This window comes from Saccharibacillus sp. O23 (genome assembly GCF_002205895.1).
In the GTDB taxonomy this organism is placed as follows: domain Bacteria; phylum Bacillota; class Bacilli; order Paenibacillales; family Paenibacillaceae; genus Saccharibacillus.
The window spans coordinates 47,505-73,687 of sequence record NZ_NJDE01000008.1 but is presented as its reverse complement, the minus strand read 5'-3'; the positions used below and the strand labels follow the sequence as shown (position 1 = coordinate 73,687).

Here is a 26,183-nt window from a genome sequence, read left to right as displayed (position 1 = left end):
AGCGTCCCTTCCGAGCGCCCCCGAATACGAAAGGTGAGTCGATACGCGAATGAGGACGACCGAAGAAATACTGCGGGTATGGAGAACATTTGACGGATTTCCGATGGAGACGCTCACCAAAGCGTGGCTGCATGCAACGGGCGAAGCCGGCGCGCCGCGCAGCGTGGAACGGATGCGGGAGCATCGTCGACAGTACGGAACATCGGGGAACTGCTTCGATCTGGCGTTCTGGTTGATGGACGAATTTCGAAACGCGGGGATCGATTGTTATCCGGTAGGCAAGAAACTGGGCACGAGCGGCGCGCATGCGGCGGTGGTGGCGATCGGCTCGGACGGCAGGCGGTATTTCTGCGATCTCGGCGATCAATGGCTTCAGCCGATCCTGATCGAGCCGGGCTCGGACGATTATACGGAAGAGCCGCTGGCCGGCTTTTTCCCCGGGGCGCGAATCGCGGTCTCGTCCGACGGCAAGCGGGCGCAGATTCGGTATATCCGTCACAACGGGAAGGAAAGCCGGGCGGAATTCGATTTGGAACCGGCTGACGAGACCGAGTTTCAAGACGCGGCCGCTTATGCGCAGAACCTCTTGAAGAAGCCGCTGGTCGAATGCCGGGTTCGCATGTGCACCGGACAGATCGTACACTGGGAATACGAAAGCGGCCATTCGCAGATCAGCAGCGATCGCGGGCTGTTCAGCGAGAGCGAGCCGTTGGCGGACGAGACCTGGGCGCAGCGCATTTCGCGGCGTTCGGGGATCGACGAAGCGGTGGTGCAGACGGCGCTCGAACTGTACGAGACGAGAGGGTTATGAAGAAGTTCGGACTTTTGGGCTTATCGGATAAAAAAAGGGACGGAACGCGGCGCAAACCGCGTTTTCCGTCCCTTTTTTCCGAGCGCAGCCGCCGCCCTGACGCGCCCCTCCGGGCCGCGCCGCGGCTGACCGCGAAACGCTTCTAACGTCCAAGCGCCCGCTGCGCGGCCGCGCCGATCGGGTTGCCGCGGAATTCTTCCGCGAAACCGGCGGCCCAGTCGTCGCTGAAATCGAGCACGCCTTCAAGCAGCGGCGCAAACTGCGCATCCAAGCCCATCGTCCAGAAGCGGCGAACGCGCATGAACAGTTCGACCGCCGCTTCGTCGGCCGGGCCGAACGGCCTTGCCGAGCGATAGCCTTCCAGAAAAGCCTGCCATAACGGCTCGATCTGTTCGCGCTGCTGCCGTTTGCGATTCTTGACTTGGGCCAGATCCCAAGCCCGCCAGCCGGGAGCCGCGAATTCGAAATCGAAATGCGTGAAGCGTTCGCCTGTCCGCAGCGCGTTATTGTTGCCGTGCATATCGCCGTGGCAGATGCCGAAATCAAGCCCGGTCGAAGCGGCGGCTTCCATCGCCGTTTCCAGTTCCCGCGCGTAGCGGCGCAGGAACGCCGCTTCCGCGTGATCCTCGCCGATCAAGGCGAGGATGCCTTGCAGCGGCCGGCGCAGCAGCGTTTCCGCGCCGACGGGCGCGCGGTAAGGCAGAGGCGCGGCGGCATCGGCCGCGCTGCGATTTTCGCGCGCAGCGCGTTCCTGCGGCGCAGGCGCAGCCGCCGAGGTCCCGTCCGCGCCGGGAATCGCGGCATCATCCGCCGCCGCGATTCCCGGCGTCAGCCGGTCGAACGCCGCGTGCAGCTCGGCGGCCGATCGGCCGAAAGCGCGGCACGCCGCGGCGTCCTGCAGCGGGTCTTCCTCGCCTTCGGCTTCGAGGAACAGCGCCGCGAAGCGGGTGCCTTCCGGCGCTTGCAGCGCCGCGTACAGGCGGCCGGAAGGCAGCCGGACGGCAGGCGAAGCGCAGGCAGCCGTTCCGGCCAGCTCGCTTTGCAGCCGTTCGAGCAGATTCAGCTCGAACGCGATCTCGTCTTCGCGCGCTTCGACGCGGTAGACGCGCAGCATGTATGAGCCGCCGTCCGAGGTACGGACGCGGTACGTATCGTTCAGGCCGCGCAGCCAATAGCGGCATTCGGTCCATTGACCGAGAGCGTACAAGCTTTCCAGCCGGCGTTTCAGATAAGCCGGATTCAAAACGGACCGGACGGCGATCGATTCTTCGCCGATTGCAGCAGCCGGAATCTCGGGTTGCAGAGTAGGATCAGTAGGGTTCATAAGTCGAATTCTCCTTGTTGTCGGTGATGCGACCCGGACGATCTGGCCGCTCGGATCGTATAAGCAGATATGAGGCGGACGAACAGAGCGGCCCGAAGCCGCTCTGTTCGTCGGCGAATACGTGAATGGTTCAGTTTGTCGGTCAGTCGTCGTCTCGGACGACGTCCCAAGCCGCGAAGCGGGACAAGCCCGCCGCGCGGGCCAGAGCGGCCGAAGCGTCATGATCGAGCTGGCAGCGGTACTGCGGCTCGTAACCGAGCGAGAGCGCATGCGCGCAGATCGCGCGCACGGTCTGCCGGGCGTAACCCCGGCCCCGGTACTCGGGCAGCGTGATCACGCCGAGATCCGCGAACGTCGTTCCGCTCCACGGGTACATGCTGGCCGCCGCGACGAGGCGGCCGTCCGCGAAGCAGCCGAATACTAGCCAATGGTCCAGCTCGACGAACGCGTCGTCCATGTCGTCTTCCGGAGCTGCTTCCGCGAACGCGGCAAACGCTTCGGCATCGTCGGCCGTCAGTCGTCGCACCTGTACCGGCGGCGTTTCTTCGCGCAGCGTCTCGCGCGCATCCGACGCGTAATAGAACAGATGGTCCGCGCCGTTCAAGGCTTCGCCCGCGCGCCGCAGCGCGTCGTCCAGTTCGGCTTGTCCGATCTCGCCGCCCGCGTCCAACCCGGCACGTTTCGCTGTCTCCGGCGTCAGCGTGAGCAGGCCGCCGCGCCCCGGCAGGTCCAGCCGCATGATGCGGCGCGAACGCGGCAGATCGGGATCGAGCACGATCCGCAGACGTCCCGGTTCCGCAGGCACCGACGGACCGTTCGGATCTCCGCCGGCTTGGGCTAGCCAATAATCGGTGACGATCTTTGGGAATGCCGGTGTTTTTCCGATAGGTTCGGGTCCGGCTTGGTTATCTGAATGATTCGTTGAAGTCATCTGAATTCCTCCTCTTTCGGTTCATCCACTGTTCGGCATAGTCGACCATCTCGCGCTGCGGGATCAGGAAACTGACGGCCGAGCCGACTTTGCTTTCCCGAATCGATCCCGTATCGCGGCGAAAATCGTCGAACAACTGTCCGAAATCGTCGGAATCGTTGTTGATGTCCCGGTACGTCGTCCAGCGTGCTTCGCCGTCGATCTCCAGCTTCACGTCCCAGATTTTAGGCTGCACGAACGCATTTTGCTGCCGGTATTCGGCCAGATGCAGCGAAGTATTGGAATCGGTCGGCGCGCCGAGCAGCAGAATCCGGCCGTCTTTGTCATAGATGCGTCCGAGCGGCGAAGTGTCGCTTAACGCATCATCCAGCGCATGGCCGGAAGTCAGCGTTTCGGCGTCGGCTCCCCACGCGGCGAACGACATATGCGGATGGGCGCTGCGAAGCACGCCGTCTTGTTTGCGGAACGTCTCGGCGATAAAGCCCATATGAGAAGTCGGCGTCAGATCGGGGAGGTACAGCGGCATATGCTTTTTGATGATCCGCATCTCGTCGGCTGACAGATCGCCGCCGTATTCTTCGGGCGCGCAGAGCTGTTCCGTCTGCGTCGGCATGACCACGTTTCCTTCAAGACCGACCGCTTCTTCCAGCGCGAGAATGACGGCTACCGGACCGCCGACGACGCGACCGATCGCCCGCAGCGAAGCGTGCACGATCACGGTCATGCCCGGCTTTACGCCGAGCCGCCGCAGATCGTTCAGCAGATCGGTCTGCGTATGAAAAGGAGCGCGTGCTTGATCCGGCGGCGACTGCGAAACGAGGCTCGGCGCTGGATAGGCCTCCGAAAGCGACGTTCGTTTATTCGGACCATGCATCGTTTATTCCTCGCACTTTATCCCATCCGAAATGCCGTTCGATCTCTTCGATCGTTTGTTCGGCCGATCCGTCCGTTTCGCGCCGCCAGATCTTCAATCCTGCTTCTTCCGCCTGCCGCAGTACCGCGAGATTGCCGAAAGCGACGGTGGCATAGATATTTTCCAGAATCGCTTCCGGATCGGACAAACTTCGGATCAAGTTCAGCATGTCGTCTTTGTCCGCACGGCCGAAATAATCGCGCCGCACGATGGCTTCGTCCGCATGCAGATAGACGATGCGTTCTCGCGGAGCCAGCCGCCTCGCGACCTCGATCGGCGCATGGCCTTCGAAGATCACGGGTCCTTTTTCCGCCGCCGCGATCAGTTCCATGATGCACATGTCGATCGCTTCGCGCTGCGTATCGTGCAGCCAACGTGCGTATTCGGGGACCGGACGGGCGAAGTATTGTTCCCAATCGTCGAACTTGCGGCACAAAGCAGGCTGCTCCTGTTCGTTTGCGATCTGTTTGTGCGGCCAGGTTCGTTCATCGGCGTTGTAGTGGGGGATGCCGTATTTGGCGCTCAATCGCGCGGCGGCCGTCGTTTTGCCGCCGCATGCGCCGCCGAGCACCCAATAGACGTCGCGCAGCGCATGGCGCAGCACGTTATCGGCAATATGCATCGGAATTGCCTCCTTTCAGTTCCATACTATCGGCTCCTTTGGTGCGTTATTTCCGCATGCGTTTCGCAAAGCTTTTTCCAATATCCCCAAGCTTCCAGATAACCCGGCAGGTCGTGCGGATGATGCTTGACGCTCAGGCCGGTCCGGCAGTACAGCTGAACGAGCGTTTCTTGGATCAGCCGCGTCTTATCTAACGTTTCGTTTTCCAGCGTGTCGTAAGCGTCTAGCAGCGTCTCGATCGTCAGATCGTCCGGCGAAGAGCAGAACGCGTACAGGAAATCGTACAGAATCGGGCCGATCATCGGCGACGGGTCGATCACGCCGATCAGCGTCGAATCGCGGTACACGAAGTTATGGACGCCGGTGTCTCCGTGCAGCAGATATTTGCGTCCTTGTTTGTCATCGTCCGCGAACAATCGATCCGCGACGGACCGGACATAGACGTAATCTGCTTCCGTCAGCGTCTCGCCCAGATTGATCCGGGCTTCTTGAATGCCAGCGTCGTTGAAGTCTTTCCATGTAAGCCGCGGACCGTAACCGATCCGTCCCCACGGAACGTCCTGTTCGGATTCCTTGTACCGGTTCAGCAGCTCTCTCGTCAGCAGCGCCATCCAGTCTTTTTTGGTTCCGCGATTGAAATGGGTCGTGCCTTCGATAAATTCATAAGCGAGATAAGAATGGTCTTCCGCCGTAAACAATACTTCGGGCAGCAGGGGAGAGCGATCGTATGTCCGCAGCAGCCGTTCGACGGTTCGGATCTCGCCTTGCGTTTCGAATTTGAGGATGTATGATTCGCCGCGCTCCGTGTCCAGCTTCAATACCTGTCCTGCGGTCGTGCCGGAGAGCCTGCGAAGATTCGTAATCTTGTCTTCGATTCCATGTCGTCGAAAAAGCGAACGAATCGCATCCAAATCCAAAGCGTGTTCGTTCATAATGTCGTGCTCCTTCACTATCCATTGCCTGTTACAGGTCGTTCAGCGGCCGGATCATATGAATGTCCAGCGGTTCCGCCGCCAGAGATTCGGGGTCCGGTTCGTCCGCGTTCATGCTGCCGAGGCTGCGATAGAAACGGACGGCGGAAGCCGTTTCGGTCGACGAGATATACATCGAATTCGCGCCGAGCGAGGCGGCTTGTTCGCTTAGCGCGTTCATCAGCCGCGTGCCGATGCCCTGCCTGCGATAAGAACGGCTGACGTACATTAGATCTACCGCCAGCATGTCCTGTTTCTCTCCGAGACGCCGATGACCCAGCACGCCGAAGCCCGCGAGCCGCTCGCCGTCGTAAGCGCCGAACGCGGCTCCGCCTGCCTGTAATTCATGGCGGAAACGGTCTTGAAGCCGCGTCAGCTCTTGTTCGTTCCATGTCGGGCATTCGTGGCCGGCTTCCGTCCAGAGTTCTTGCCCGTTTTCGATCGTGCAGATCGCGTCGATCACTTCGGAGCGGTCGATCTCGGCGAGCCGATCCGCGTCTTCCGGCCGCATAATGCGGATTTCGATATTCATAGGCTCTTCTATCCCTTTCATTGTTCTTTTTGCGCGGCGACGAATTCGTCTTTGGTCATGCCGTACAAGATAAAGTCCATAAATTCCCCGTCGATATAAGCGACCTGCCGACGCACGCCTTCGCGGACGCAGCCCAATTTCTCCATCATCGTCGCCGACGCGGTATTGCCTTCCAGCACGTAAGCGTTGAATTTGTTCAGCCTATGCTCCAAGAATGCGAAGCTTCGCAAGGCCGGACTTCGATATCCATTTCAGATTCTTTCGGGCTAAGGGATTAAAAGGGGAAAACGGGCGATACGCGATGCTTCGTCGCTTGTTCGAACACGTGCGCGATTTGGATCAGCAGGGCTTCCGAGTAAGCGGAACCGGTGAATTGAACGCCGACCGGTTGTCCGTTCCGCCGATAACCGGCAGGCACGACGATCGAAGGGTAGCCGGCACGGGCCGCGATATCGGCTCCCCGGTATCCCGGGAAGAACAGGGCGTCCAATTCATGATTTTGCAGGGCGGCGTCGATGCCGCGAGTACGCGATCGATCGAAATTCTCCAGCAGGCTGTTCAGATACTGCGGCTCGGTCAACGTTCCGCTGAACGCGTTGGCATGCACGAACAGATCCTGCCCGTAGCGCAGCGACTGCTCGGCATGTTCGGTATTGAAAGCGATGACGTCGTCGAGCGAACGAATCGGCGAATGAGCGGGCAGCTTGCCGAGATAACGGTTGAGCGATGCTTTAAGCTCGAGCCAAGCCACGCCGTAATCCCAAGATTCGCGAGCCGAAGGAATAACGACGTCGTCCACGATCGTCGCGCCGCAGCGGGCGAGCACGGCGATCGCGTCTTCGGTCAACCGGGCTTCTTCTTCGTCCAATCCGTCGAAATAAACGTCGCGAGGGATACCGATTCGCAGGCCGTTCAATCCGGTTTTCCGAAGAGAAGCGGAGTAATCTTCTTCGCAATGCGCGATACTGCCGCCGGTAATCGTAATCGGGTCTTGGGGGTCTACGCCGCGCAGAACGCCGAGCAGCAGAGCGGCGTCTGTTACCGTTTTGCCTAAGGTCCCGATCGTGTCTTGAGTAAAAGATACCGGAATGACGCCGCTTCTCGAGATCAAGCCTACGGTCGGTTTGATTCCGACGAGCGAATTCTGGCAGGCGGGACTGAGCACCGAGGCGCTGGTCTCCGTTCCCAGAGATCCGGCCGCGAATCCGCTCGCGATCGCCGCGGCGGAACCGGAGCTCGAACCGCCCACGAAATGTTCGCGGCCGTAAGGATTCAAGGTTTGCCCGCCGCGCCCGCTGTATCCGGCCGGCATATCGGACGAGATCAGATTGGCCCACTCGGTCATATTGGTTTTGCCGAGCAGAATAGCGCCCGCTTTGCGCAGCCTGCGAATCGCAAAAGCGTCTTCGCTCGCGTAATGATCGGCGAGAGCCAGCGATCCCGCGCTGGTATGCATGGCGTCGCCGGTATCGATAATGTCTTTGACCAGAACGGGGATGCCGTGCAGCGGTCCGAGAATGTCGCCGCGACGCCGCAAAGCGTCCATCGCGTCCGCTATCCCGATCGCATCGGGATTGATCTCGATGATCGAACGGATGCCGTGTTCCCCTCGGTCAAGCTCGGCGATCCGCTCCAGATAGAGCAGAACGAGTTGCCTGGAAGTCAACTCTTTGTTGGAGAGTTTGTTTTGCAGTTCGTCTATAGAAGCCGTTAACAGCCAAGAAGTACGGGCCGCGCCGGATTCGAAATTTGTCATGGATAGGACCTCGATATCGGCGAGCGAAGATTTTTCGAGTCTTCTTCGATCGCCGTTTGCAAGTAAAGCTCCTCCAGAAGGAGGAGCTCGGACTTATTTTTGTTTTCGATTCGAGTCTGCCGGATCGTGTCCGACATTCGTTAGCGATCAGGGTTTTCGTATGCCGCACGTTTCAGTACGTAGTGCAGGAAAAGTCCGTCTTCCAATCGGATTTCGCCGATCGTTTCGAACCCGCATTTTTGCAGCACGCGGTTCGAAGCGACATTGGCCGGACGGGCGAGCCCGTTGATCGCTTCAATATCGGTATGCGCGAACAGCCAATCGGCAAGCAGCGAGGCGGCCTGCGTCATATACCCTCGGCCGCGGCAGACGGATGATACGCCGTAAACGATCTCGCGGTTCGGAGAAGGCAGCTCGTCCTTGATGCCGGTACAGCACCAGCCGACGAAACGCCCGCTCGAACGTTCGATCACCGCAAGCCGCAGCATCCGGTCTTCGACTCGACCGTCCCGCGCCGCCGCTTCGAGAAATTCCCGACTGCCGGGAATTTCGTAATCGCGCAGCCAGATCCGCCGCGTTTCCGGGTCGACATGCCAATCGGGCAGAAATTCGCGGATATGCGGCTCGGCGGTGATCGCGCAGAAGTCGTCCAGATCTCCCGGCGCGAATTCGCGCAGCCGGATCTCGGGACCTTCCAGCAGGAAGGGCGAAGATTCATGCGGCCAAGAACCTTGAATCAAGACTACAATTCCTCCGCGTAACGATGCTCTTCGGTCACGACTTCGAAACCGACGGCGCGATAGACCTTCAACGCGTCTTCGTTGCGGACTTCGACGTCCAGTTCCGCGTCGTCGCAGCCCAGATTCCGAATCTCGTGCAGCGCCCGGTTCAGCAGCGCCGAAGCCAAGCCGCGTCTGCGATGATTCGCGCGGGTCAGCACTTCTTCGATCTCGCCCGTCTCTCCGTCGGAGACCCAGTACATCAGGCTCGCCGCCGGGTTGCCGTCCGCGTCGCAGACCTGAAGCATCCGCCAAGCGGGACGCGAGACGATCTCGGCCAGACGCTCCGCGCCGATCGGCGTTACCGGCCAGATCTCCATATCGAGCGCCAGATATTCGTCCGCCTGCTCGTTGTTCAACGAGTCGAACTCGCGCCATGCATAGCCTTCGGGCAGAGGGAACGTTTCCGCGGAAGCGTTCGGCGAGCTTGCGTCCGCGAACTCGCGGCACATCCGGTACTGCCGTTTCAGCGGCGAGAATTCGGGACGCGAAGCGAAGAATTCGGTGTTGGTCGCTTCTTCGACGTAATTGCCGAAACAGAGCAGCGTGCCGTGCGTATCCGGCAGATTCGAGCGGATCTCCAGAGCGCGAGCTTTCAGCGTTTCGTACATCGCGTTCATCAGTTCGGGGTCGTTTTCGCGTTCGGGCAGCGTTTTTAAGTTGAAAAAGATCCGGTGTTTATTCGACGGATCGGCCGCCGCCGGCATGACGCTGAACACGTCGACTTGGCCTTTGGCGATCATCTTGTCGCCTTCGAACGCGCAGTAGACGTTCGGCCAATTCTCTTGTTCGCCTACCCACCAGAAGGTCACGCGCCGTCCTTCGGCCGTTTGATTGTAAAAGGCACCGAGTGCCGGGAAGTCGCTTTCGCGGAAATGTCGGATTGAATAAGCAGCAGTCGTAGGTTGCATGGAAATCAAGTCCTCCTCGGGAATATCGGAATTCGTGGAATGGGATTGCATAAAGGGTGAATCCTCCTTTCCGACGGGCAGCCCGTCTGCTTCCCAGTATGCTTCATTAAAGAAAGAAGAAATGAACCGTTCTTGCGCATATCCGAGCCTATTCCGTAATATTACCCGGGTAATATTGACTTTTTATTTTTACCCGGATAAAATAGGAACGTAAGAAAGGAGAAGTATAAAAATGGAACTGACAAAAAGTACGCAGTCGAAATATACGGCTTTTGTGGATCGGCATATCGTGGCGGCAGGTTCGCTGGGCGAGGTATCCGCTCGGATTCGGCAAACTTTGGACGAACGGCGTCTTGCCCGTCTGCTGATCTTCGACGACCGCACGGGAAGCCAAGTCGATCTCGATCCGCGCGACGAACCGGAAGAACCCGTTTACGAATCGGCGGAACCGTCGGAAAACGCTGCGAGCGAAGAGCAGGACGCAAAGCCGACGGCCAAAGTCGGACGTCCCAAGCTCGGCGTGGTATCGGGCGAAGTCACGCTGCTGCCGCGGCATTGGGAATGGCTCAAAAGCCAGCCGGGCGGCGCTTCGGTCACGCTGCGCAAGTTGGTGGAAGAAGCGCGTCGCGCCGGCGAAGAACAAGCGAAGAAACGCGAAGCGAAGGAAGCCGCCTATCGGTTCATGACGGCGATCGCCGGAGATTTCGACGGATACGAAGAAGCGCTGCGCGAGCTGTACGCCGGGAATCGGGAGCGTTTCGAACGCTGCATCGCAAATTGGGGGACGGACGTCGCGCGTTACGCGAGCCTCTTGGCCGCGGAAGCTTTCGCCGAATCCGATCAGAGAGGAGAGAAGACCCATGAAGCGGATCGCCGCTAACGGGATCGAGCTGGCTTACGACGAGTTCGGCAGTCCGGCCGGCGAGGCCGTTTTGCTGATCGCGGGATTGGGAACGCAGAGAATCCGTTGGACCGATTCGTTCTGCGAACTGCTGGCGGATCAAGGCTTTCGGGTCATTCGGTTCGACAACCGGGATACCGGCGGTTCGACTTCGTTCAAACAGTACCCGCCGCTGGATTTCGCCGAATTGGCGGCGGCCCTGTCCGCGGGCAAACTGCCGAACCTTCCGTATACGCTGGGCGATATGGCGGAAGACGCGATCGGTTTGCTGGACGGATTGGGTATTAAGCGGGCGCATCTGGTCGGCCGTTCGATGGGCGGGATGATCGCGCAGCTCGCGGCGGCATCCTATCCGGATCGGGTGCTCTCGCTGGTGTCGATCATGTCCAGCTCCGGCAATCCGGAACTTCCGCCGGCGGCTCCCGACGTCATGGCGATGATGACTCGGCCCGCGCCGAATCCGTTCGAGGACGAAGCCGGTTTTCTGGCGAACGGCGCGGCGTTCGCCAAACGAATCGCGGGCACGGGATATCCGTTCGACGAAGAAACTTATCGGGCCATGATTCGCGAAGAAGCGCGGAGGGCTTACGATCCGGGCAGCACCGGCCGGCAGATCGCCGCGATCGCGTTGTCGGGAGACCGTCGGCCGAAGCTGGCGACGATCCGCGTTCCGGCGCTGGTCGTACACGGAAGCGACGATCCGATGTTCCCGCCGATCTGCGGCGAAGACACGGCCCGCGCGATACCGGGAGCGGAGTGGCTGCTGCTTGAAGGCATGGGGCATGATCTTCCGGCTCGACTGGAAGCGACCGTGGCGGAAGCGGTCGCGCGCACGGCAAGGCGCGGAAGGGCCGAACGGTGAATAGGGGCGGAAACGGAACGCGCGATTAAGATTGGCTGGCGTACGGTTTCGGAGAACATACGTAGAAGCGCGCCTGTTTGCTTAAGAGCAAACAGGCGCGCTTTGTAACGAGCGGATTCCGACCGGAGACCGAATGCGCAAGTTTCGACGGTACGGAAACGAATCTAAGCGAATGTTCGGCTGATCGTCAATCGGCTGCGAGGCGCAGCTCGTCCGTCGCTTCCGGATCGCGGTCGTACACGCGAATCTCGATCAGTTCCGCATAGGGACTGCCGTTGGTCGCTTCGACGACCAAACGCAGGCTGCTTAGCGAGACCGGCTGCGCCAGCTTGTGCACGATTCGGCGGCGGCGGTTGTTCCGGCCGGACGCGATCACGGTCCAGTCCGCGTCCGGGACCCCGTCCGCTCCGGCGGCTTCCAGCCGATAGTCGCGGATCAGTTCGGGAATGACGTCGAAGTCCGTCCGGTGATGATGCAGGTTCACGAGATCTTCGTTCACGTCGTCGTTGAACGTCAGATGAATCTCGGCGACGGTTTGCGGCTCGTCCCAATCGAGGCGGAGCCACGGTTGGACTGGCTGCGCAGAGGCGGAAACCGCTGGTACAGCCGACGCGGAACCTGAATCGGCGCGATTCACGAAAATGTCTTGAACGGTGTCCGCTGCCGCAGCGTTCTCCGGCGCGGAGCCGTCGAACGACGCGCTTTCGCCGCCGTCGATCCGTTCCGACAGCCACATCTGCGGCCCGGCGAACGGCCGGTGATAGCCGTTGACGGCGCGCTCCGGCGCGTAGGCTTCCGTCGCCGATTCCAGACGGAAGCAGAACGGCCGGCGCGCGAGGCCGCGCATCTGCCATTCGACGACCGGCTGGTTATCGAGCCGGTCTTCCAGATCCTGCGAGACGCGGGCTTCGCCGCCGCGTTCGAAAGCCAGCACTCCGCTCAGCGCTTGCTCCGAGCGATAGAGCCGCACGGTTTCGCTGCCCCGCACGATCAGAAAAGCGTTGCGCGGCGTCTCCGGCCGCCAATGCAGATCGAAGCGCGTCCAGTGGGCTTCGCCTCCGCCTTCGACGCGGGCGGTCGCCGTCGCCCGCAGCGTATGCGGAACGTAGTTCTCGCCGCGGCCGGTGTCCCACAGCTCGGCCGTCACTTCGGCGTCTTCGTCCGCCGACAGAAGCAGGGACACGCCGGACACTTCCGGGTCCGCCGGGAAGAGCAGGGCCGCGTCCCGACGCAGCGGGTACGCTTCGCCCGGCTGCTCCAGCGCGAGGCGGCGCAGCGCGCCCGACGCGCTCAAGGCCACGGAGCGGGCCAGGTCCGCCGGGTCGTCGGCATGCCGCCCGACGACGGAAGCCCCGCGCCGGATCAGCGTCCGGCGCAGCAGATCGGTATGCCGCGCGCGCAGCTCGCGCGGCGTCACCCCGAGCGCCGAGCACAGCGCGGCGCCCGTGCCCGCGGCTTCGCCGATGGCCGCGCAGGTCGCCATGACGCGCGTCGTGCCGAAAGCGACGTGCGAAGCGCTGATGTTGCGGCCCGCCATCAGCATGTTGGTCACGTTCGCGGAATACAGCGAACGGAACGGGACGTGGTAGACGCCGTCCGTGTGGTAATGCTTGGAGCCGCTTTCTTCGGCGTACATGCCTTGCGGCGGATGCAGGTCGATCGACCAGCCGCCGAACGCGACCGCGTCGTCGAATTCGCGCTGCGCGACGATGTCGTTCTGATTGAGCACGTAATCGCCCACGAACCGCCGGTATTCCCGTTTGCCCGGCAGCGATCCTACCCATTCCAACGTCAAATTTTCCGCGTCGAATTTGCCGGAGTTTTTGATATAGTCCCAGATGCCGTAGATGACCGAAGCCAGCTCGTCGCGGATCATCTCGTTGTCGTGCACGGTGTCATGCTCGCCGCCCCATTCGATCCACCAGTAATGGCAGCCGGAATCGCCGCTTTTGATCACGCGCTTGAGCGGAATGGACGTCTGCGAGATGTCTTTGGCAAAAGACGGCGGAACGAACTTCACCGGCCGTCCCGCGTCCTGCGTGTAGAACAGCATCGTGCTGCCGAGGGTGATGTTATCCGCGACCTCCGGCGCCCATTCTTCGTTGTACGTCTCCCGCGCTTCGCGCCCCAGCATGTATTTCGCCCCCGCCAGAAAACCGACCAGCCCGTCGCCGGTGCAGTCCAGATACACGTCGCTGTCGAACGCGATTCGCCGCTCCGAACCCATCATCCAGCCCGTGACCGAGCGAATCCGGCGTTCTTCTTCGGGACCGTCGGCTTCGACTTCGTGCACGTCCGTGTTCAGGAACAGCGTGATATTCGGCTCGGCTTTGACCGCTTCGAGCACCGTCAGATCCCACAGATACGGATTGCCTTCCGGATTGCGGTATTGGTTCTCGACGAACAATTCGCCCATGATGCCCGTTTCCCGTGCATAGCGGTTCAGGCCGTGAGCCGTCGCTCCGCAGACCCATACGCGCACTTCGCTGCTCGAGTTGCCGCCGAGCACGGGACGGTTCTGCACGAGCGAGACCGTCCGCCCGATCCTTGCCGCCGCGATCGCCGCGCATACTCCCGCAAGTCCGCCCCCGATTACCGTGATATCGCTGTTTACCGTTTCGTTTCGCATATTCGCACGCTCCTTTTTCGCTCTGCCGGGCGGTGTTCCGTTTGTTCTTCTTCGTCTTGCGCCTGCTGCTCTCGGAAAACGATTGCTGATCCGCGATTCCTCTTCTTGTTCCCGGCTTGTCTTTGATTTCAGCATAGAACGAGAAGTGAAGCTTTCGAATACACAATTACGGCAAATAGGATATACTTTATTTCATGGGAGTTAGGCCGTCGCAAACGTGACTGCGTGGGATCAAAAAGCGGACGTCCGCGGATTTCTATGGGCCGAAGTGTACAAGCGTACGCGTTACTCTGCCAAATTCGGTGCGTTTTCGCCTACAAGACTATTTCGCACGCAACAAATGTTGACGTTTTGTTCACATTTTGCCTGCTATAAGCAGCCGAACAGGCTGAATGTTGACGAAACGTGCGAATTTCGAGCAGTTTTCCGCCTTTTTCGAGCTAAATCGGATAAAATGTTGACCTTTCGTACACACTTGCCTGCATATCGGGAGTTTGAGGGGGAAATGATGACTTTCGGTACACATTTTCCGACATCGGGTGTGCGCAGGTTCCGTTTGAAAAGAAAAACGGTCGAAAGCAGCGCGCAACGATGAAACGAGGAAAATAGACAAAGAAACGAAAAGCGAAGGGGGTCGAACAATGAAGCTGAACGAACATATCTACTGGCAAAATAAAGCGCGGTTCGATCTGAAAGAAGACCGTTACGAGACATGGACGCTGTTCGCCGTCGAGGAAGGAAGTTTTCGCTTCGAGATCGTGCTGCCCGATTCTGCGCCGCCGCTGCTTGAGCCGCCGCCTATGCTCCCGCTCGCCGGCGAAGCCGGCTTCGGCGGCGCCGTGCTCTGCCCGCCCGGCGGGGTGCTGCGCCGGGAGACCGTCACGCCGCTTACGTTCCATTACGTCCAATTCGAAGGTTCCGAAGAGCAAAGCGGCGTCTGCCCGTGGATGCCGGGCCTGCTGACGTTCGAAGACGTCAGACGCCTGCGCTCGAACTACGCCCATCTCCGCCGGGCGGAAGGCGACGCCTCCCCGGAGGGCAGGGCTTGGACGCTGCATCTGGCGCTGGATCTGCTGCGCCTGCACGAGACCGAGCGCCGGCGCGAGCTTCGGCCGGAAGCGCGCTTCACGGAAGACGCGCTGATGGCCCTCGCCGCCGCCGAGATCGAGGCGCGCTTCGGCGCCCCGCTGCCGCTGGAAGCGCTGGCCGCGGAACTCGGCCTCAGCCCCGTGCAGTTCACCCGCCGCTTCCGGGCGGCGTTCGGCGAGACGCCTTCGCGCTTCCTGAAGTCGCTGCGGCTTGCCCGCGCGCGCCGCCTGCTCGGCGATACGGAGCTGACGCTGGCCGAGATCGCCGAGCGCTGCGGCTACGAGAACGGCTTTTATCTCAGCCGCGTCTTCACGGCGGAGACGGGGCTTCCGCCTTCGGAGTACCGCCGCCGCCGCCGGGTATGAGGCGGCGAGCCGGTCGCTCGCCCCGCGTGTTCGCCGCGAACACCAATCGTCGCGCCGCTTTTTCGGAAGGCCGCCGGTCACCGCGCATCGCTTCATGCGGTCTTTTCGTTGATTGGCCGTACGGCCCGCCTTCCCGCTATCCGAGTATCGCCGCCGGAACTGACGAGTCTCTTGTTCGTCAAGGCGGCTTCTTTTCCCGATAGAACAAATCTACGCACTCCGCTGCCTACACTCCGCCGCCTGCCCGTACCGAATGGCACATATCCACGCAATTTGAATCATTTCCGTCTCCGCGCCTTTCTCCGCCGCCGCCCCGAGGTATAATGAAGCCACACATCCCGTCACGAAGGAGCGAGAAGCCGATGCGTCCAAGATTCGACATGCGCGGGTTCCTCCGGCCGCCTTGGCAGGCGCTGGTTCCGCAGAAACTCAAACATCGCTTGTTCGCCGCGTTCGTGCTGCTGATTCTGGTGCCGTTCGCGCTGCTTAACGTGTACAACTACCGTCAGATCGAGCGGGTGGTGGAAGAGAAGATCAGCCGCCAGAGCCGCGACCAATTGGTTCAGCTTAACCGCACGCTCGAAGACCAGATGAGCATCGCGTACAAAACGCTGATTTTTCTGGAGCAGGATTCGTCCGTACGCGGCGCGCTTCAACATCCGGAGAACCGCACGTCGCTGGAGAATCAGGCTTTGATCGAAGAGAAGTTCAAATCGCTGGGCAACAGCTTTTTCCTCTATAATCCGTATGTTTATTTCACGCTGCTGGATTTTCATGATAGCGTTTACACTTCGTACGCGCCGAGAAAGCAGCTCGAATACGAACCGTATCGCGAACTGTTCGCGGCGCAGTTGGACGAAGAAGCGGGCGATTCGGCGCTGTCCGCCGATCCTTCCGCGCCGGACGGCCTCTATTACCGCTGGGACCCGCGCGACGAGAACAATATCCTGCGCGAGATCTCGTCCGTTCCCTATCTGCTGTCGCTGTACGCGTATATGCGCGACGCCGGAGGCGAACCGTACGGCCTTGCGCGCATCGGCATCGATTATTCGTCGTGGTTCCGTTCGGCGCTCAAAGACATGCCGGGCGAACAAGATTATTTTCTGATGACGGGCAGCGGGGAGACGCTCGCCGCTTCGCCGCAGGACGCCCGTCTGACGCAGCGGGTGATCGAAGGGATTCGCGCGGGCGGCGATCATGCGTATCTGACCGACCGCGAATCCGGCATGCTGGTCAATTACGTCTATATCGAATCGTTGGACTGGTATATGGTGAGCCGAATTCCGCTGAACGTGCTGTTCGCGGAAATCTCGGAGCTTAAGAGCCGGTATTTCCTCACTTTTTACGGCTTGACCGCGATATTCATCCTGTTCGCCTTCATGATCTCGTCGGCGTTCCTCAAGCCGCTGTCGCTGCTTCAGACCCGGATGCGCGAAGCGGCCAGCAAGAATCTGCGCGTGCGCATCTCCGAAGAACGCAGCCGGGGCGAAGTGCTGGAATTGACGCGCACGTTCAATACGATGCTGGACGATACGCATGAGCTGATCCGCAAGCTCAAGGCCGAAGAACGGCAGAAAGAAGCGGTTCGCGTCCATATGCTGCTGGCGCAGATGAATCCGCATTTTCTGCTCAATACGCTCAACACGATGAAATGGAGTTCGATCCGCAGCGGCAGCGACGATATCACGGAGATGTGCGTCTCGCTCGGCAAACTGCTGGAAGCCAGCTTGAATTCGGAAGTGGAGCTGATCCATCTCCGAGACGAGATCGAACTGGTGCAGGCTTATCTGCATATCCAGCGTATCCGCTACCGCGACGCGTTCGGCGTGACCTGCGAGTTCGACGAAGAGTTGGAATACGCGCTCGTGCCGAAGCTCAGTCTTCAGCCGCTGGTGGAGAACGCGATCCGGCACGGCGTCTCTCCGCTATCCCGGCGCGGCGAGATCGCGATCCGGATTCGCCGCGAAAACGGATCGTTGGAACTCGAAGTCGAAGACAACGGCGTCGGAATGGAAGAATCGCGCCGATCCAAACGGAGCGGAGAACGGCAGGGCATCGGGCTGTCGAATCTGCGCGAGCGGCTGCAATTGCTGTATCGGGGAGAAAGCGGGCTGGAGATCGCGGATACGAAGCCCGGCACGCGGGTCAGATTCCGGATTCCTTTCCTGCTGTCGACGCCGTACCGGGCCGGAAACGACGTGCCGATCGGCACCGAATACGACGAAGAAGGAGGCATCGATCATGTGGACCGTGCTGCTGGTGGAAGATGAAGTGTTCGTGCGGGAATCGGTGCGGGAGATCATCTCGTGGGAAGAATTGGGCTTTCGCGTGATCGGAGAATCGGGCAACGGGGAAGAAGCGCTGGGCATCATCCGCCGGGAGCGGCCGGATCTGGTGCTGTCGGACATCGTCATGCCGGGGATCGACGGGATCGAACTGCTGCGCCGCGCCCGCGCCGAAGGCGTACGCAGCAAGTTCGTGATGCTGACCTGCATGGGCGAATTCGAATACGTGCGTCAGGCGATGGAATACGGAGCGTCCAATTATATTCTGAAGCTGTCGATGAGCGTCAATTCGCTGCGGGATACGCTGCGCAAAGTGGGCGCGGAGCTGGCGGGTTCGGCGGCGGACGGGTCGGGTCGGCATTCGGCGGTCGAACAAGGTTCGCGGATCGAAGAAAAGGACTTTTCCCCGGAAGCGCAGCAAGCGTCGGCAAACGAAAAACGCGGACGTTCGGAGCCTGCGGATCATCGGGAACGTGCCGGAACTTCCGAGCGCGAGCCGTCGTCGGAATCCGAAGCGGCATTCGCTTCGGCGAGTCTTTCCGAGATCTCCGGCCTGCCGAGCGGGACCGATTCGACGGACGCCGCTGATCCTGCCGACGAAAGCGAGCGTCCGGCCGATCTTCGCTCGTTCCGGCTCTATACGGAGAGCGATATCGCCCATCCCGAAGTACGGCGCATCGTCGAACATATCCATGCCCATTACGAGAGCGACATTACCGTGAAGTCCATGTCGCGTTACGTGATGATGGGCGAGAATTACGTCAGCGCGCTTTTTAAAAAGAAAACCGGACATACGCTGATCCATTATCTGCACGGCGTGCGGATCGTCAAAGCGGCGGACCGTCTGCGCGAGACCGGACTGCCTGTGCAGGAGATCGGACTGCGGGTAGGATTCGCGAACGACAATTATTTTATCAAGATCTTCAAACGGTGGACCGGTCTCACTCCGAGCCAATACCGGCAGCGGGAACGGAGTTCTTCGTAGAAGGAGGCTGCGCTCGAATCTTCTTTTATAGAAGAAAACGATGCGGCGCAGCGGGACGCACGGCCGTAAACTGCACAGATTTCTTAGGTCCGAAACGTGGATATGTGGCTAATCAAGAAAACGCTTCCCTGATACATTGAAAAGGAAAAGCCGCAACCACTTCAAGCTCAGGGAGGTCGAAATCATGAGGGGTCAAAGTCAAACACAAGCCGGAACCGGCAGAAAGAAAAGATGGGGAGCCGCCGTATCGGGGCTGCTGCTCGCGTCGCTGCTCGGAGGCTGCGTCGGCATGGGCGGGAATCAACAAGCGACGGGCGCAAGCGGAGGCAGCGAAGCAGCGGCCGAAGGTCCGGTCAAGCTGACGATGTGGGGCGGCGTGCCGCCGGAGAACGGACCGCAGCAGGTGGTCGACGATTGGAACGCCAAGAATCCCGATATTCAGGTCGAATATGTCCGCTACGTCAACGACGACGACGGCAACCTGAAGCTGGATACGGCGCTCTCGACCGGCCAGAACGTCGATCTGTTCGTCAATTACGCCAAGTCCAATCTGGACAAACGGATCAAGTCCGGGGTAGCGCTGGATCTGGCGGAATTCAAAGATTACGATATCGACAAGATGATCGGCCCGGAAGCCGCTTCTTGGAAAATCGACGACAAATATTACGGACTTCCGACCACGCGAAATTCCACGTTCGTCGCCCTGAACGCCGACGCGCTGGAGAAGGCGGGCCTGCCGATTCCTCAGGAATGGACATGGGACGAAGCGCGCGAATACGCCCGCAAATTGAAAGAGTCCGGTTTCCGTTACGGGCTGGTGCAGCATACGGCATCCTACTCCGATCCGCTCGATTCCGCGATGGTCGCGGACGGCTATACGAAGGAAGACGGCACTTCGAACATGGACGATCCGCTCGTCGGCAAATGGCTGGAAACGCTGAACGCCATGATGAAAGAAGACGGCTCCACGCCGCCGCTCGGCGAGCAGTTGACGTCGAAGATGCCGGTCGAGAACCTGTTCCTCGGCGGCGACGCCGCGATGCTCAATATCGGCGGTTGGCTGCTGCGCAGTTCCAACAACCAGAAAGACTTCCCGCGCGATTTCAAGATCGCGTTCGCGCCGGTCCCGCGCCTGATGGAGAACGCGGCGGACTATACGACGAGCGGCGGCGTAGGCGATATCATCTCGGTCAATGCCAAGACGCCGAACAAAGAAGCCGCATGGAAATTCCTCAAATGGTACGCCGACGGAGGCATGATGCCGATGGCGCCGGGCGGACGGATTCCGGCGTCGAGCGCCGCCGACCGCGACGAAGCGCTCAAGCAGATGCTCGGCGGTCAGGAAGCGACGTACGACCAGCCTTCGCTGGAATACGTCATGTTCGGCAGCGGCATTCCGACGTTCAACCGCGATCTGTCGCAGGAGATGGTCGATATGCGGGCGCAGGAATACGAGAAATATTTCCTCGGCGCGCAGACGGCGGAAGAAGCGATGGCGAACATGGTCAAGCAGCATAACGCGTTTTTGGAGAAAAACAAATAACGAACGCGAGATAGAGAGCGGCAGCCGAAAGCGGCGATGGAACAAATCCATGCGCCGCTTTTTTCTGTCTTTTTTCCTCGTGCAAATGAGTATTTCTGTGGCATCAATCGCACGGTTCTGTTCCTTCCGGGCATCGCGGGCGAACCGTATGCTTAAAGAAAACAAGCGGAGGGGTTGAGAGTCGATGGGCAAATCGTGGCTGAAACGTCAAAGCCTGCTGGGATACGCGTTTATCGGGCCGAACATGCTGGGGGTGCTGGTGTTTTTTATCCTGCCGGCGATCTATTCGTTTTATTTGATGTTCACGGATTACCGGTTCATGAACCCGGAGCTGCATTTCGTCGGCTTCGACAATATCAAACGGATGCTCGGCGACGAACTGTTCTATGTCTCGCTGCGCAACACGGTCGTGTTCCTGCTGTCCGTGCCGGTGTCGATCCTGCTCGCTTTTCTGGTCGCGGCGGCGCTGAACAAAGCGGTCTATTGGAAAAAAACGCTGCGCGCGCTCTACTTCATGCCGTACATCACCAGCGGCGTCGCCGTCGCGTTCGTCTGGATGCTGCTGTTCCAACCGTCGGACGGACCGATCAACGGGCTGCTGCGGGCGATCGGCGTCTCGCATCCGCCGGGCTGGCTGTCGACGACGGATACGTCCATGCTGGCGATCGACATCATCTGGGTCTGGTTCATGCTCGGCTATAACATGATCATCTATCTGGCGGCGCTTCAGGAGATTCCCGAAGAACTGCTCGAAGCCGCGAAGATCGACGGCGCGAAGCCGTGGCAGATCATGGGACGGATCGTCTGGCCGCTCGTCAGCCCGACCACGTTCCTGCTGCTCGTGACGGGGCTGATCATGTCGATCAAGACGTTCGGCATCATTCAGGCGATCACGCAGGGCGGACCGGGCAACAGCACTACCGTACTGTCGCTGTTCATCTATCAGAACGCGTTCCGTTATTACGAGATGGGTTACGCTTCGGCGATCTCGTGGTCGCTGTTCGCGATCATCCTGATCTTCACCGCGCTGCAATGGATCGGGCAGAAGCGTTGGGTCCACTATTAAGAGGAGGCTGCGATTATGGAAAACGTAAAAACCGAACGGCCCGAAGCTTCGCGCGGCGCATCCGAGAACGCGGCCCGGCGAGCGAGGTTCGGCGAAGTCTTGAAACCCGGCAAAGTGCTGCTCACGCTGATCATGTCCGGTTTCGCTCTCTTGATGATCGTGCCGTTCGTCTGGATGATCGGCACGTCGTTCAAGACGCCGGCCGAAGTGTTCCAATATCCGGTCAAATGGATTCCGACGACGCTGCATTGGGAGCACCATATCCGCGTCTGGACGGGACCGGACGGCTTCGCGACGTATTATCTCAACTCGATCAAGATCTCGCTGATCAGCACGGTCGGCGCGGTGTTCCTATCGTCGCTGGCCGCTTACGGCTTCGCGCGGATCAAGTTCAAAGGCCGCGAGCCGCTGTTCCTGCTCTATTTGTCGATGATGATGGTCCCGCCTCAAGTCTTGTTCGTGCCGAAGTTCATCATGTTCGACGCGATCGGCATTTACAACACGCATTGGGCATTGATCCTGCCGGGCATGTTCACGATCTTCGGCGTGTTCATGATGCGCCAGTTCTTTATGTCCGTGCCGAGCGAGATCACGGAAGCCGCGTTTATCGACGGCGCGGGGCATTTCCGCATCTTCTTCCGCCTCATGCTGCCGCTCGCCAAGCCGGCGATCGCTACGCTGGCGATCATCGACTTCTCGTGGCATTGGAACGATTACGAGAACGCGCTGGTGTTCCTGCTGGACAAGAATCTGTTCACGGTACCGCTGGGACTTCAGAACTTTATCATGGAAAACACGGTCGATTACAACGGGATGATGGCGGCGGCGACGGCGGGGATCGTGCCGATGTTGGCGGTGTTCTTAGTGGGGCAGCGGTATATTATTCAGGGGGTGGCGGGGAGCGCGGTGAAGGGGTGAATTATTTTGGGGCGCTGAGGGCTCCGGGGGAGTTCGTTAGCGTATGCTTCCGATGTGCCTTTCTTCGAAAGGCTTGAGGTCGCGTGTTGTAATCGGGAAGCTTGATTAGACTGTAAGGAGGCTTCCCGATTACAAAGGCGGACACTGACCTATGCTTCCGAAGTGCCTTTCTCCGAAAGGCTTAAGCTCCTACACTGAAATTCCCCTCCGCCGGCTGCACCTTTGAAAAATGCAAAGGAAAGGCTTCCCACCAAGTTTGTGGGTAGGGGAAAGGCGGTCGTGTAACTTCACGGAGTTACACGTTACAAACCCCAAACTCCAAACCCCGGCCGGCTAATGGGCTAACGGATCGTAGATTCGTTAGAAGGGCAAATCAAGGTTTATAAAAATCCTAACGGATCGTGAATCCGTTAGAGGGCAATATTTGCTAATTTTCGCGTAAAAAGAACCCAATTTGAGCGCTAAGTGTCGTCTGAATCCGTTAGAAATTTCGCGGGCGGCAAATGGCCCGCTAAGCGTCATCTCGATCCGTTAGCGCAGGCGCGGGATGCTTGATCGGTCAGTTTGAGCGCGCGGCGCTATGAACGGGTTCGCTTCTGGATCGTTATCCTTCTGCAACTATTTCTTGGCAGTTTCCGTTTGAGTAGAAGAAGCGAAAACGAAATTTGCGCAGGAAGCGTGTCGGGAGCGTGATTGAATGAGATGGGCGAAAGCGGGCAAGGTTGGCATAGCGGCAGTCTGTTTGGCGGCGACTGCGGCTTGCGGATCTGCGCAGCAGGCAGCGAACGTGAACGAAGAAACGTCGGTTTCGCAGCCGACAAGAGATACGGTCAAGATCGTAAGTGCCGGAGAAGCGGATCTCAAACTTTTCTCCAGTTTTTCCGAAGTCGAATATGATGCGCCGGTTCTGGTCGAAGTCAAACGGATCGGCAATCGTACGCAAAGCACCAGCAAAGGGAATGACGGGACGGTGATCGATGCCTGGCAGGTTACGGAAGTCAAGGTAGAGCAGGTGCATAAAGGCGAAATAAAACCCGGCAGTATCCTGAAAGTCGCGGAGCCGGGTTATTTCGACGGAAACGGCGACTATGTCACTTATGAAGGATACAAACAGATGGAAGACGGACACCGGTATCTTCTGGCGCTGCGATCCGGTTCCAAAGGTCAGTACATCGTGGCCGGATTGTTCCAAGGGAAATTCGATCTGGATCGCGCCGAAGCCGAGATCAAGACGGTTCCCGGTGAAATGGACAGGAAACGGTTCGAAGAAGTCGATTATGTCGGCGAGAATGCGGAGCAGTTCAACAAGCTGAAACAAGAAGCACTGGCCAAATATGCGGATTGAAAACGCCGAAGCTGACGCTTCCGGCTTTTTTTGTTAGGATAAGGGGAAAGAACGGACACGGGAAAGGACCGTCGGCAGTTCGGGCGGGGGAAACGATAATGAACGAAAAATCGCAGCAGCATGTGCAAACGAACAAAGAAACGGACAGGCGGCGGGGAGCGGATTTCTCCGGGGAACGCGGAGCGGTCGAAACGATCGAGCGGGTGCTTCAAGAGGTAGAGCGGCGAATCGCGGAGAAAATCGTGCTCGACGAGCTGGCGGAGCATGTGCATCTGTCGAAGTTCCATCTGCATCGCCTGATCCGCGCCGCGACGGGGCTGCCGCTCATGGAATATATCCGCGCCCGCAGGCTGTCGGCCAGCGCGCGGGATCTGCTCGCCGCGGTCGGCGAAAGGACGGTGCTGGATCTCGCGCTCGCTTACGGATTCGACCACGAACAATCTTATATCCGCGCGTTCAAACGACAGTTCGGCGTGACGCCGGCGCAGTTCCGACGCGGACGCCGGGAGATCACGCTGGTCGAACGGTACGATACGTCGGCGCTTAAAGAGATCCGTCGCGGCGTCGTGTTCGAGCCGACGTTCGTCATGAAGCCGAAGAGCCTGTATGCCGGATGCAAAGCCACGATCGACGAGCGGGACAATCTGGAAAATTTGACGGCGAACGTGCACGGAGCGTCCTTTTTTTACAACGAATATCCGAAGATTCCGAACAAACTGCATCCCGGCGTGTATATCGGCTTAACGCTCTATACGCCCGAACATCTGCCGAATGCCACGGATTACCTGACGTCGGCCGAGGTGTCTTCTTTCGACGGAATGGAAGGGAAATGGGATACGGCGGTCATCGAAGGCTGCAAATACGCCGTATTCAAATACATCGGGGATTTTCATGCGGAGAACTTGAATATTCACGATCTGAACGAGATCTGGGATTATATCGACGACTGGCTGATCCGATCGCCTTACGTGCAGTCGCATCCTCATCATTTCGAATATATCGATATCGCGACGACGCGGGACGATTACTGCGAAGCCGATTTGTATCTGCCGATTCGGGAAGCGTGAGCGGCACGACCGATCATGGCTGCTTTCTCATCAATTTCTAATGCGGATTCTTGAAACCGTTCGAAGCCGTCCGGGGTATGTACCCTATAACCGGACACGTCGATTCGTTCGCTTGAGAAAGCGAGAGATCGAACGGGTCCGAGCGACGAGGAGCGTGCATCGAAGATGAGAAGATACGTATTGGCCTTCATGTTGTTCGCCGTTTCGCTGACGGGATGTTCGGCGGTAGAGGAAGTGAACCGTTCCGTCAATTACACGAGCGACGCGGTCGCTTATATCAACGACGCTTCGCAGTGGGCGCAGGATCTGCCGCAGATGGCGCAGGACGCGGCGAACGATCCGCAGGCTCAGGAGAAGCTGTCGCAGGAGCTGGACCGGGTGCAGCAGAGAGCAGCGGATTTTGCCAAAACGGAGGCGCCCGATTTCGCGCAGGGCATCCATAAGCAGTTGACCGATTACAACCAGACGCTGAACACGCAGGTCGACGAGATCCAGCAGCGGATCGAAGCCGGGGAGTTTACGCCGGAGCTGCTGAAGAACTCCCAGATTTTGCAGACCGTTCAGGATATTCGCGGGCTGTTGGATCAGGTGCAGCAGTTGGGGCAATAAGAGGAAGACGTGCCGGAGATCGAGACGGTCCGGATCAACATCAAGAAGTCTGCGCCGTGCGCGCAGGCTTCTTTTTGATTTCCGCGTCTATTTTTTGCATAAATGCGCAATTCTCTTGTCCATGTCAGCTTGCAATCTCTATAATAATCACCAAAAAAGAAAGGGCGATCGCGCATGAACGTCATTCTGCTCAAACATTTCGATTTCGACGATCCCGCCGTTTTTACGGGCTGGGCAGAGGAGGAAGGCCATCGTCTCGCCATTCTGAATCCGACGCGGGAAACGCCGGATCCGGCGCTTCTTGACGACGCGGATCTGCTGATCGTCGGCGGTTCGCCGGCTAGCGCCTACCAAGACGACGAATACCCGTGGCTCGGCCCGGAGAAAGTTTTCGTCCGCGCCGCTATCGATCGCGGAATCAAGGTCTTCGGGATCTGCTTCGGCGCGCAGATGTTGGCGGAGCTGCTCGGCGGCCGCGCTTACGGCCATTCGCTCAAAGAGATCGGCTGGCACGATATCCGCCGTACCGACGCTTTTCATCCCGCATTGGTCGATCTGCCGGATGATTTCCGCTCGTTCCAATGGCACGGCGATACGTTCGATCTGCCGCCCGGCGCGGTGAGGCTGGCGAGCTCCGCGTATTGTGCGAATCAAGCGTATGCTTGGGGCGACCGCGTGCTGGCCGTGCAGTTTCATCTGGAGACGTCGCCGCCCTGCATCGAGACGATGCTCGACGTCTGGGAGCAGGATCTGCGCCGGGACGATCCTACCGTGCAGAGCGCGGAAGAGATCTTGTCCGAGCAGGCCCGCGCTTCGGAATCTTTTGCCCTGCTGCGCGGAATCCTGAACAACTTTGCGGCTTCCGAAGGCGCCCGCAGTGAGTTGACCGCATTGAATCTAAGGTTTGAGCCTTTCGGAAACACACACGGTTCAAGCGGGTTTCTGAGAGGCGAAACCTGACATCTTAAG

General features: G+C 59.4%; 24 protein-coding genes. 13 read left to right on the top strand and 11 right to left on the bottom strand.

Going from position 1 to position 26,183, the window contains the following annotated elements; genetic code table 11:
- Positions 1-49 precede the first annotated feature (49 nt).
- Complete coding sequence (locus tag CDO73_RS10755) at positions 50-811, top strand: hypothetical protein (RefSeq protein ID WP_143536117.1); 762 nt, start codon at positions 50-52, stop codon at positions 809-811.
- Between the two features lie 142 nt (positions 812-953).
- Here CDO73_RS10755 and CDO73_RS10750 read toward each other — a convergent pair whose 3' ends face one another.
- From CDO73_RS10750 to CDO73_RS10705, 10 genes are all read right to left on the bottom strand, one after another.
- Positions 954-2,135 (bottom strand): phosphotransferase enzyme family protein, encoded by a 1,182-nt coding sequence (locus CDO73_RS10750; RefSeq protein WP_179218666.1) that lies wholly within the window; start codon positions 2,133-2,135, stop codon positions 954-956.
- 142 nt (positions 2,136-2,277) lie between these two features.
- Complete coding sequence (locus CDO73_RS10745; RefSeq protein ID WP_218821622.1) at positions 2,278-3,066, bottom strand: GNAT family N-acetyltransferase; 789 nt, start codon at positions 3,064-3,066, stop codon at positions 2,278-2,280.
- The gene (locus CDO73_RS10740; RefSeq protein WP_088488539.1) at positions 3,041-3,940 is read right to left on the bottom strand and encodes an AAC(3) family N-acetyltransferase; all 900 of its coding nucleotides are present in this window, start codon (positions 3,938-3,940) and stop codon (positions 3,041-3,043) included. The genes CDO73_RS10745 and CDO73_RS10740 overlap by 26 nt, the downstream gene beginning before the upstream one ends.
- A complete protein-coding gene (locus CDO73_RS10735) occupies positions 3,924-4,601 on the bottom strand; it encodes a P-loop NTPase family protein (RefSeq protein WP_088488538.1) in 678 nt (225 codons plus the stop codon). Before CDO73_RS10735 ends, CDO73_RS10740 begins: the two co-directional genes overlap by 17 nt.
- Positions 4,602-4,627: 26 nt before the next feature.
- Positions 4,628-5,533 (bottom strand): phosphotransferase, encoded by a 906-nt coding sequence (locus CDO73_RS10730; RefSeq protein ID WP_088488537.1) that lies wholly within the window; start codon positions 5,531-5,533, stop codon positions 4,628-4,630.
- A gap of 31 nt (positions 5,534-5,564) precedes the next feature.
- Positions 5,565-6,104 carry a GNAT family N-acetyltransferase gene (locus CDO73_RS10725; RefSeq protein WP_088488536.1) on the bottom strand — a complete coding sequence of 180 codons (540 nt, stop codon included), beginning with the start codon at positions 6,102-6,104 and terminating at the stop codon, positions 5,565-5,567.
- Between the two features lie 17 nt (positions 6,105-6,121).
- On the bottom strand, positions 6,122-6,316 hold the full coding sequence (locus CDO73_RS10720) for a GNAT family N-acetyltransferase (RefSeq protein ID WP_088488535.1): 195 nt from the start codon (positions 6,314-6,316) through the stop codon (positions 6,122-6,124).
- 62 nt (positions 6,317-6,378) lie between these two features.
- Positions 6,379-7,860 (bottom strand): amidase family protein, encoded by a 1,482-nt coding sequence (locus CDO73_RS10715; RefSeq protein WP_088488534.1) that lies wholly within the window; start codon positions 7,858-7,860, stop codon positions 6,379-6,381.
- 140 nt (positions 7,861-8,000) lie between these two features.
- Positions 8,001-8,600, bottom strand: coding sequence for a GNAT family N-acetyltransferase (locus CDO73_RS26735; protein ID WP_179218665.1), 600 nt, complete (start codon positions 8,598-8,600; stop codon positions 8,001-8,003).
- Positions 8,601-8,602: 2 nt separating this feature from the next.
- Positions 8,603-9,550, bottom strand: a complete 948-nt coding sequence (locus CDO73_RS10705; RefSeq protein WP_179218664.1) for a GNAT family N-acetyltransferase — start codon at positions 9,548-9,550, stop codon at positions 8,603-8,605.
- A gap of 232 nt (positions 9,551-9,782) precedes the next feature.
- Here CDO73_RS10705 and CDO73_RS10700 point away from each other — a divergent pair, with 232 nt between their 5' ends.
- A complete protein-coding gene (locus CDO73_RS10700) occupies positions 9,783-10,430 on the top strand; it encodes a DUF2239 family protein (protein ID WP_088488531.1) in 648 nt (215 codons plus the stop codon).
- Positions 10,411-11,313: an alpha/beta fold hydrolase gene (locus CDO73_RS10695; RefSeq protein WP_088488530.1), complete on the top strand. Its 903-nt coding sequence runs from the start codon at positions 10,411-10,413 to the stop codon at positions 11,311-11,313. The genes CDO73_RS10700 and CDO73_RS10695 overlap by 20 nt, the downstream gene beginning before the upstream one ends.
- A 187-nt stretch (positions 11,314-11,500) precedes the next feature.
- Here CDO73_RS10695 and CDO73_RS10690 read toward each other — a convergent pair whose 3' ends face one another.
- Positions 11,501-13,942: an FAD-dependent oxidoreductase gene (locus CDO73_RS10690; RefSeq protein WP_088488529.1), complete on the bottom strand. Its 2,442-nt coding sequence runs from the start codon at positions 13,940-13,942 to the stop codon at positions 11,501-11,503.
- Positions 13,943-14,583: 641 nt separating this feature from the next.
- Between CDO73_RS10690 and CDO73_RS10685 the strand changes: the two genes are divergently transcribed.
- From CDO73_RS10685 to CDO73_RS10635, 10 genes are all read left to right on the top strand, one after another.
- Positions 14,584-15,396, top strand: a complete 813-nt coding sequence (locus CDO73_RS10685) for a helix-turn-helix domain-containing protein (RefSeq protein ID WP_088488528.1) — start codon at positions 14,584-14,586, stop codon at positions 15,394-15,396.
- 362 nt (positions 15,397-15,758) lie between these two features.
- The gene (locus tag CDO73_RS10680; RefSeq protein WP_256972650.1) at positions 15,759-17,666 is read left to right on the top strand and encodes a cache domain-containing sensor histidine kinase; all 1,908 of its coding nucleotides are present in this window, start codon (positions 15,759-15,761) and stop codon (positions 17,664-17,666) included.
- A complete protein-coding gene (locus CDO73_RS27190) occupies positions 17,638-18,666 on the top strand; it encodes a response regulator (RefSeq protein WP_256972649.1) in 1,029 nt (342 codons plus the stop codon). Before CDO73_RS10680 ends, CDO73_RS27190 begins: the two co-directional genes overlap by 29 nt.
- Before the next feature lie 184 nt (positions 18,667-18,850).
- Positions 18,851-20,209: an ABC transporter substrate-binding protein gene (locus CDO73_RS10665; RefSeq protein WP_088488527.1), complete on the top strand. Its 1,359-nt coding sequence runs from the start codon at positions 18,851-18,853 to the stop codon at positions 20,207-20,209.
- A 184-nt stretch (positions 20,210-20,393) separates the two neighbouring features.
- The gene (locus CDO73_RS10660; RefSeq protein ID WP_088488526.1) at positions 20,394-21,275 is read left to right on the top strand and encodes a carbohydrate ABC transporter permease; all 882 of its coding nucleotides are present in this window, start codon (positions 20,394-20,396) and stop codon (positions 21,273-21,275) included.
- 132 nt (positions 21,276-21,407) lie between these two features.
- Complete coding sequence (locus CDO73_RS10655; RefSeq protein WP_256972665.1) at positions 21,408-22,193, top strand: carbohydrate ABC transporter permease; 786 nt, start codon at positions 21,408-21,410, stop codon at positions 22,191-22,193.
- 697 nt (positions 22,194-22,890) lie between these two features.
- Positions 22,891-23,538: a hypothetical protein gene (locus CDO73_RS10650; RefSeq protein WP_088488524.1), complete on the top strand. Its 648-nt coding sequence runs from the start codon at positions 22,891-22,893 to the stop codon at positions 23,536-23,538.
- Between the two features lie 98 nt (positions 23,539-23,636).
- Positions 23,637-24,605 (top strand): AraC family transcriptional regulator, encoded by a 969-nt coding sequence (locus tag CDO73_RS10645; protein ID WP_088488523.1) that lies wholly within the window; start codon positions 23,637-23,639, stop codon positions 24,603-24,605.
- A gap of 165 nt (positions 24,606-24,770) precedes the next feature.
- The gene (locus CDO73_RS10640; protein WP_088488522.1) at positions 24,771-25,214 is read left to right on the top strand and encodes a DUF6376 family protein; all 444 of its coding nucleotides are present in this window, start codon (positions 24,771-24,773) and stop codon (positions 25,212-25,214) included.
- Positions 25,215-25,388: 174 nt separating this feature from the next.
- Positions 25,389-26,174, top strand: a complete 786-nt coding sequence (locus CDO73_RS10635; protein ID WP_088488521.1) for a type 1 glutamine amidotransferase — start codon at positions 25,389-25,391, stop codon at positions 26,172-26,174.
- Positions 26,175-26,183: the final 9 nt, after the last annotated feature.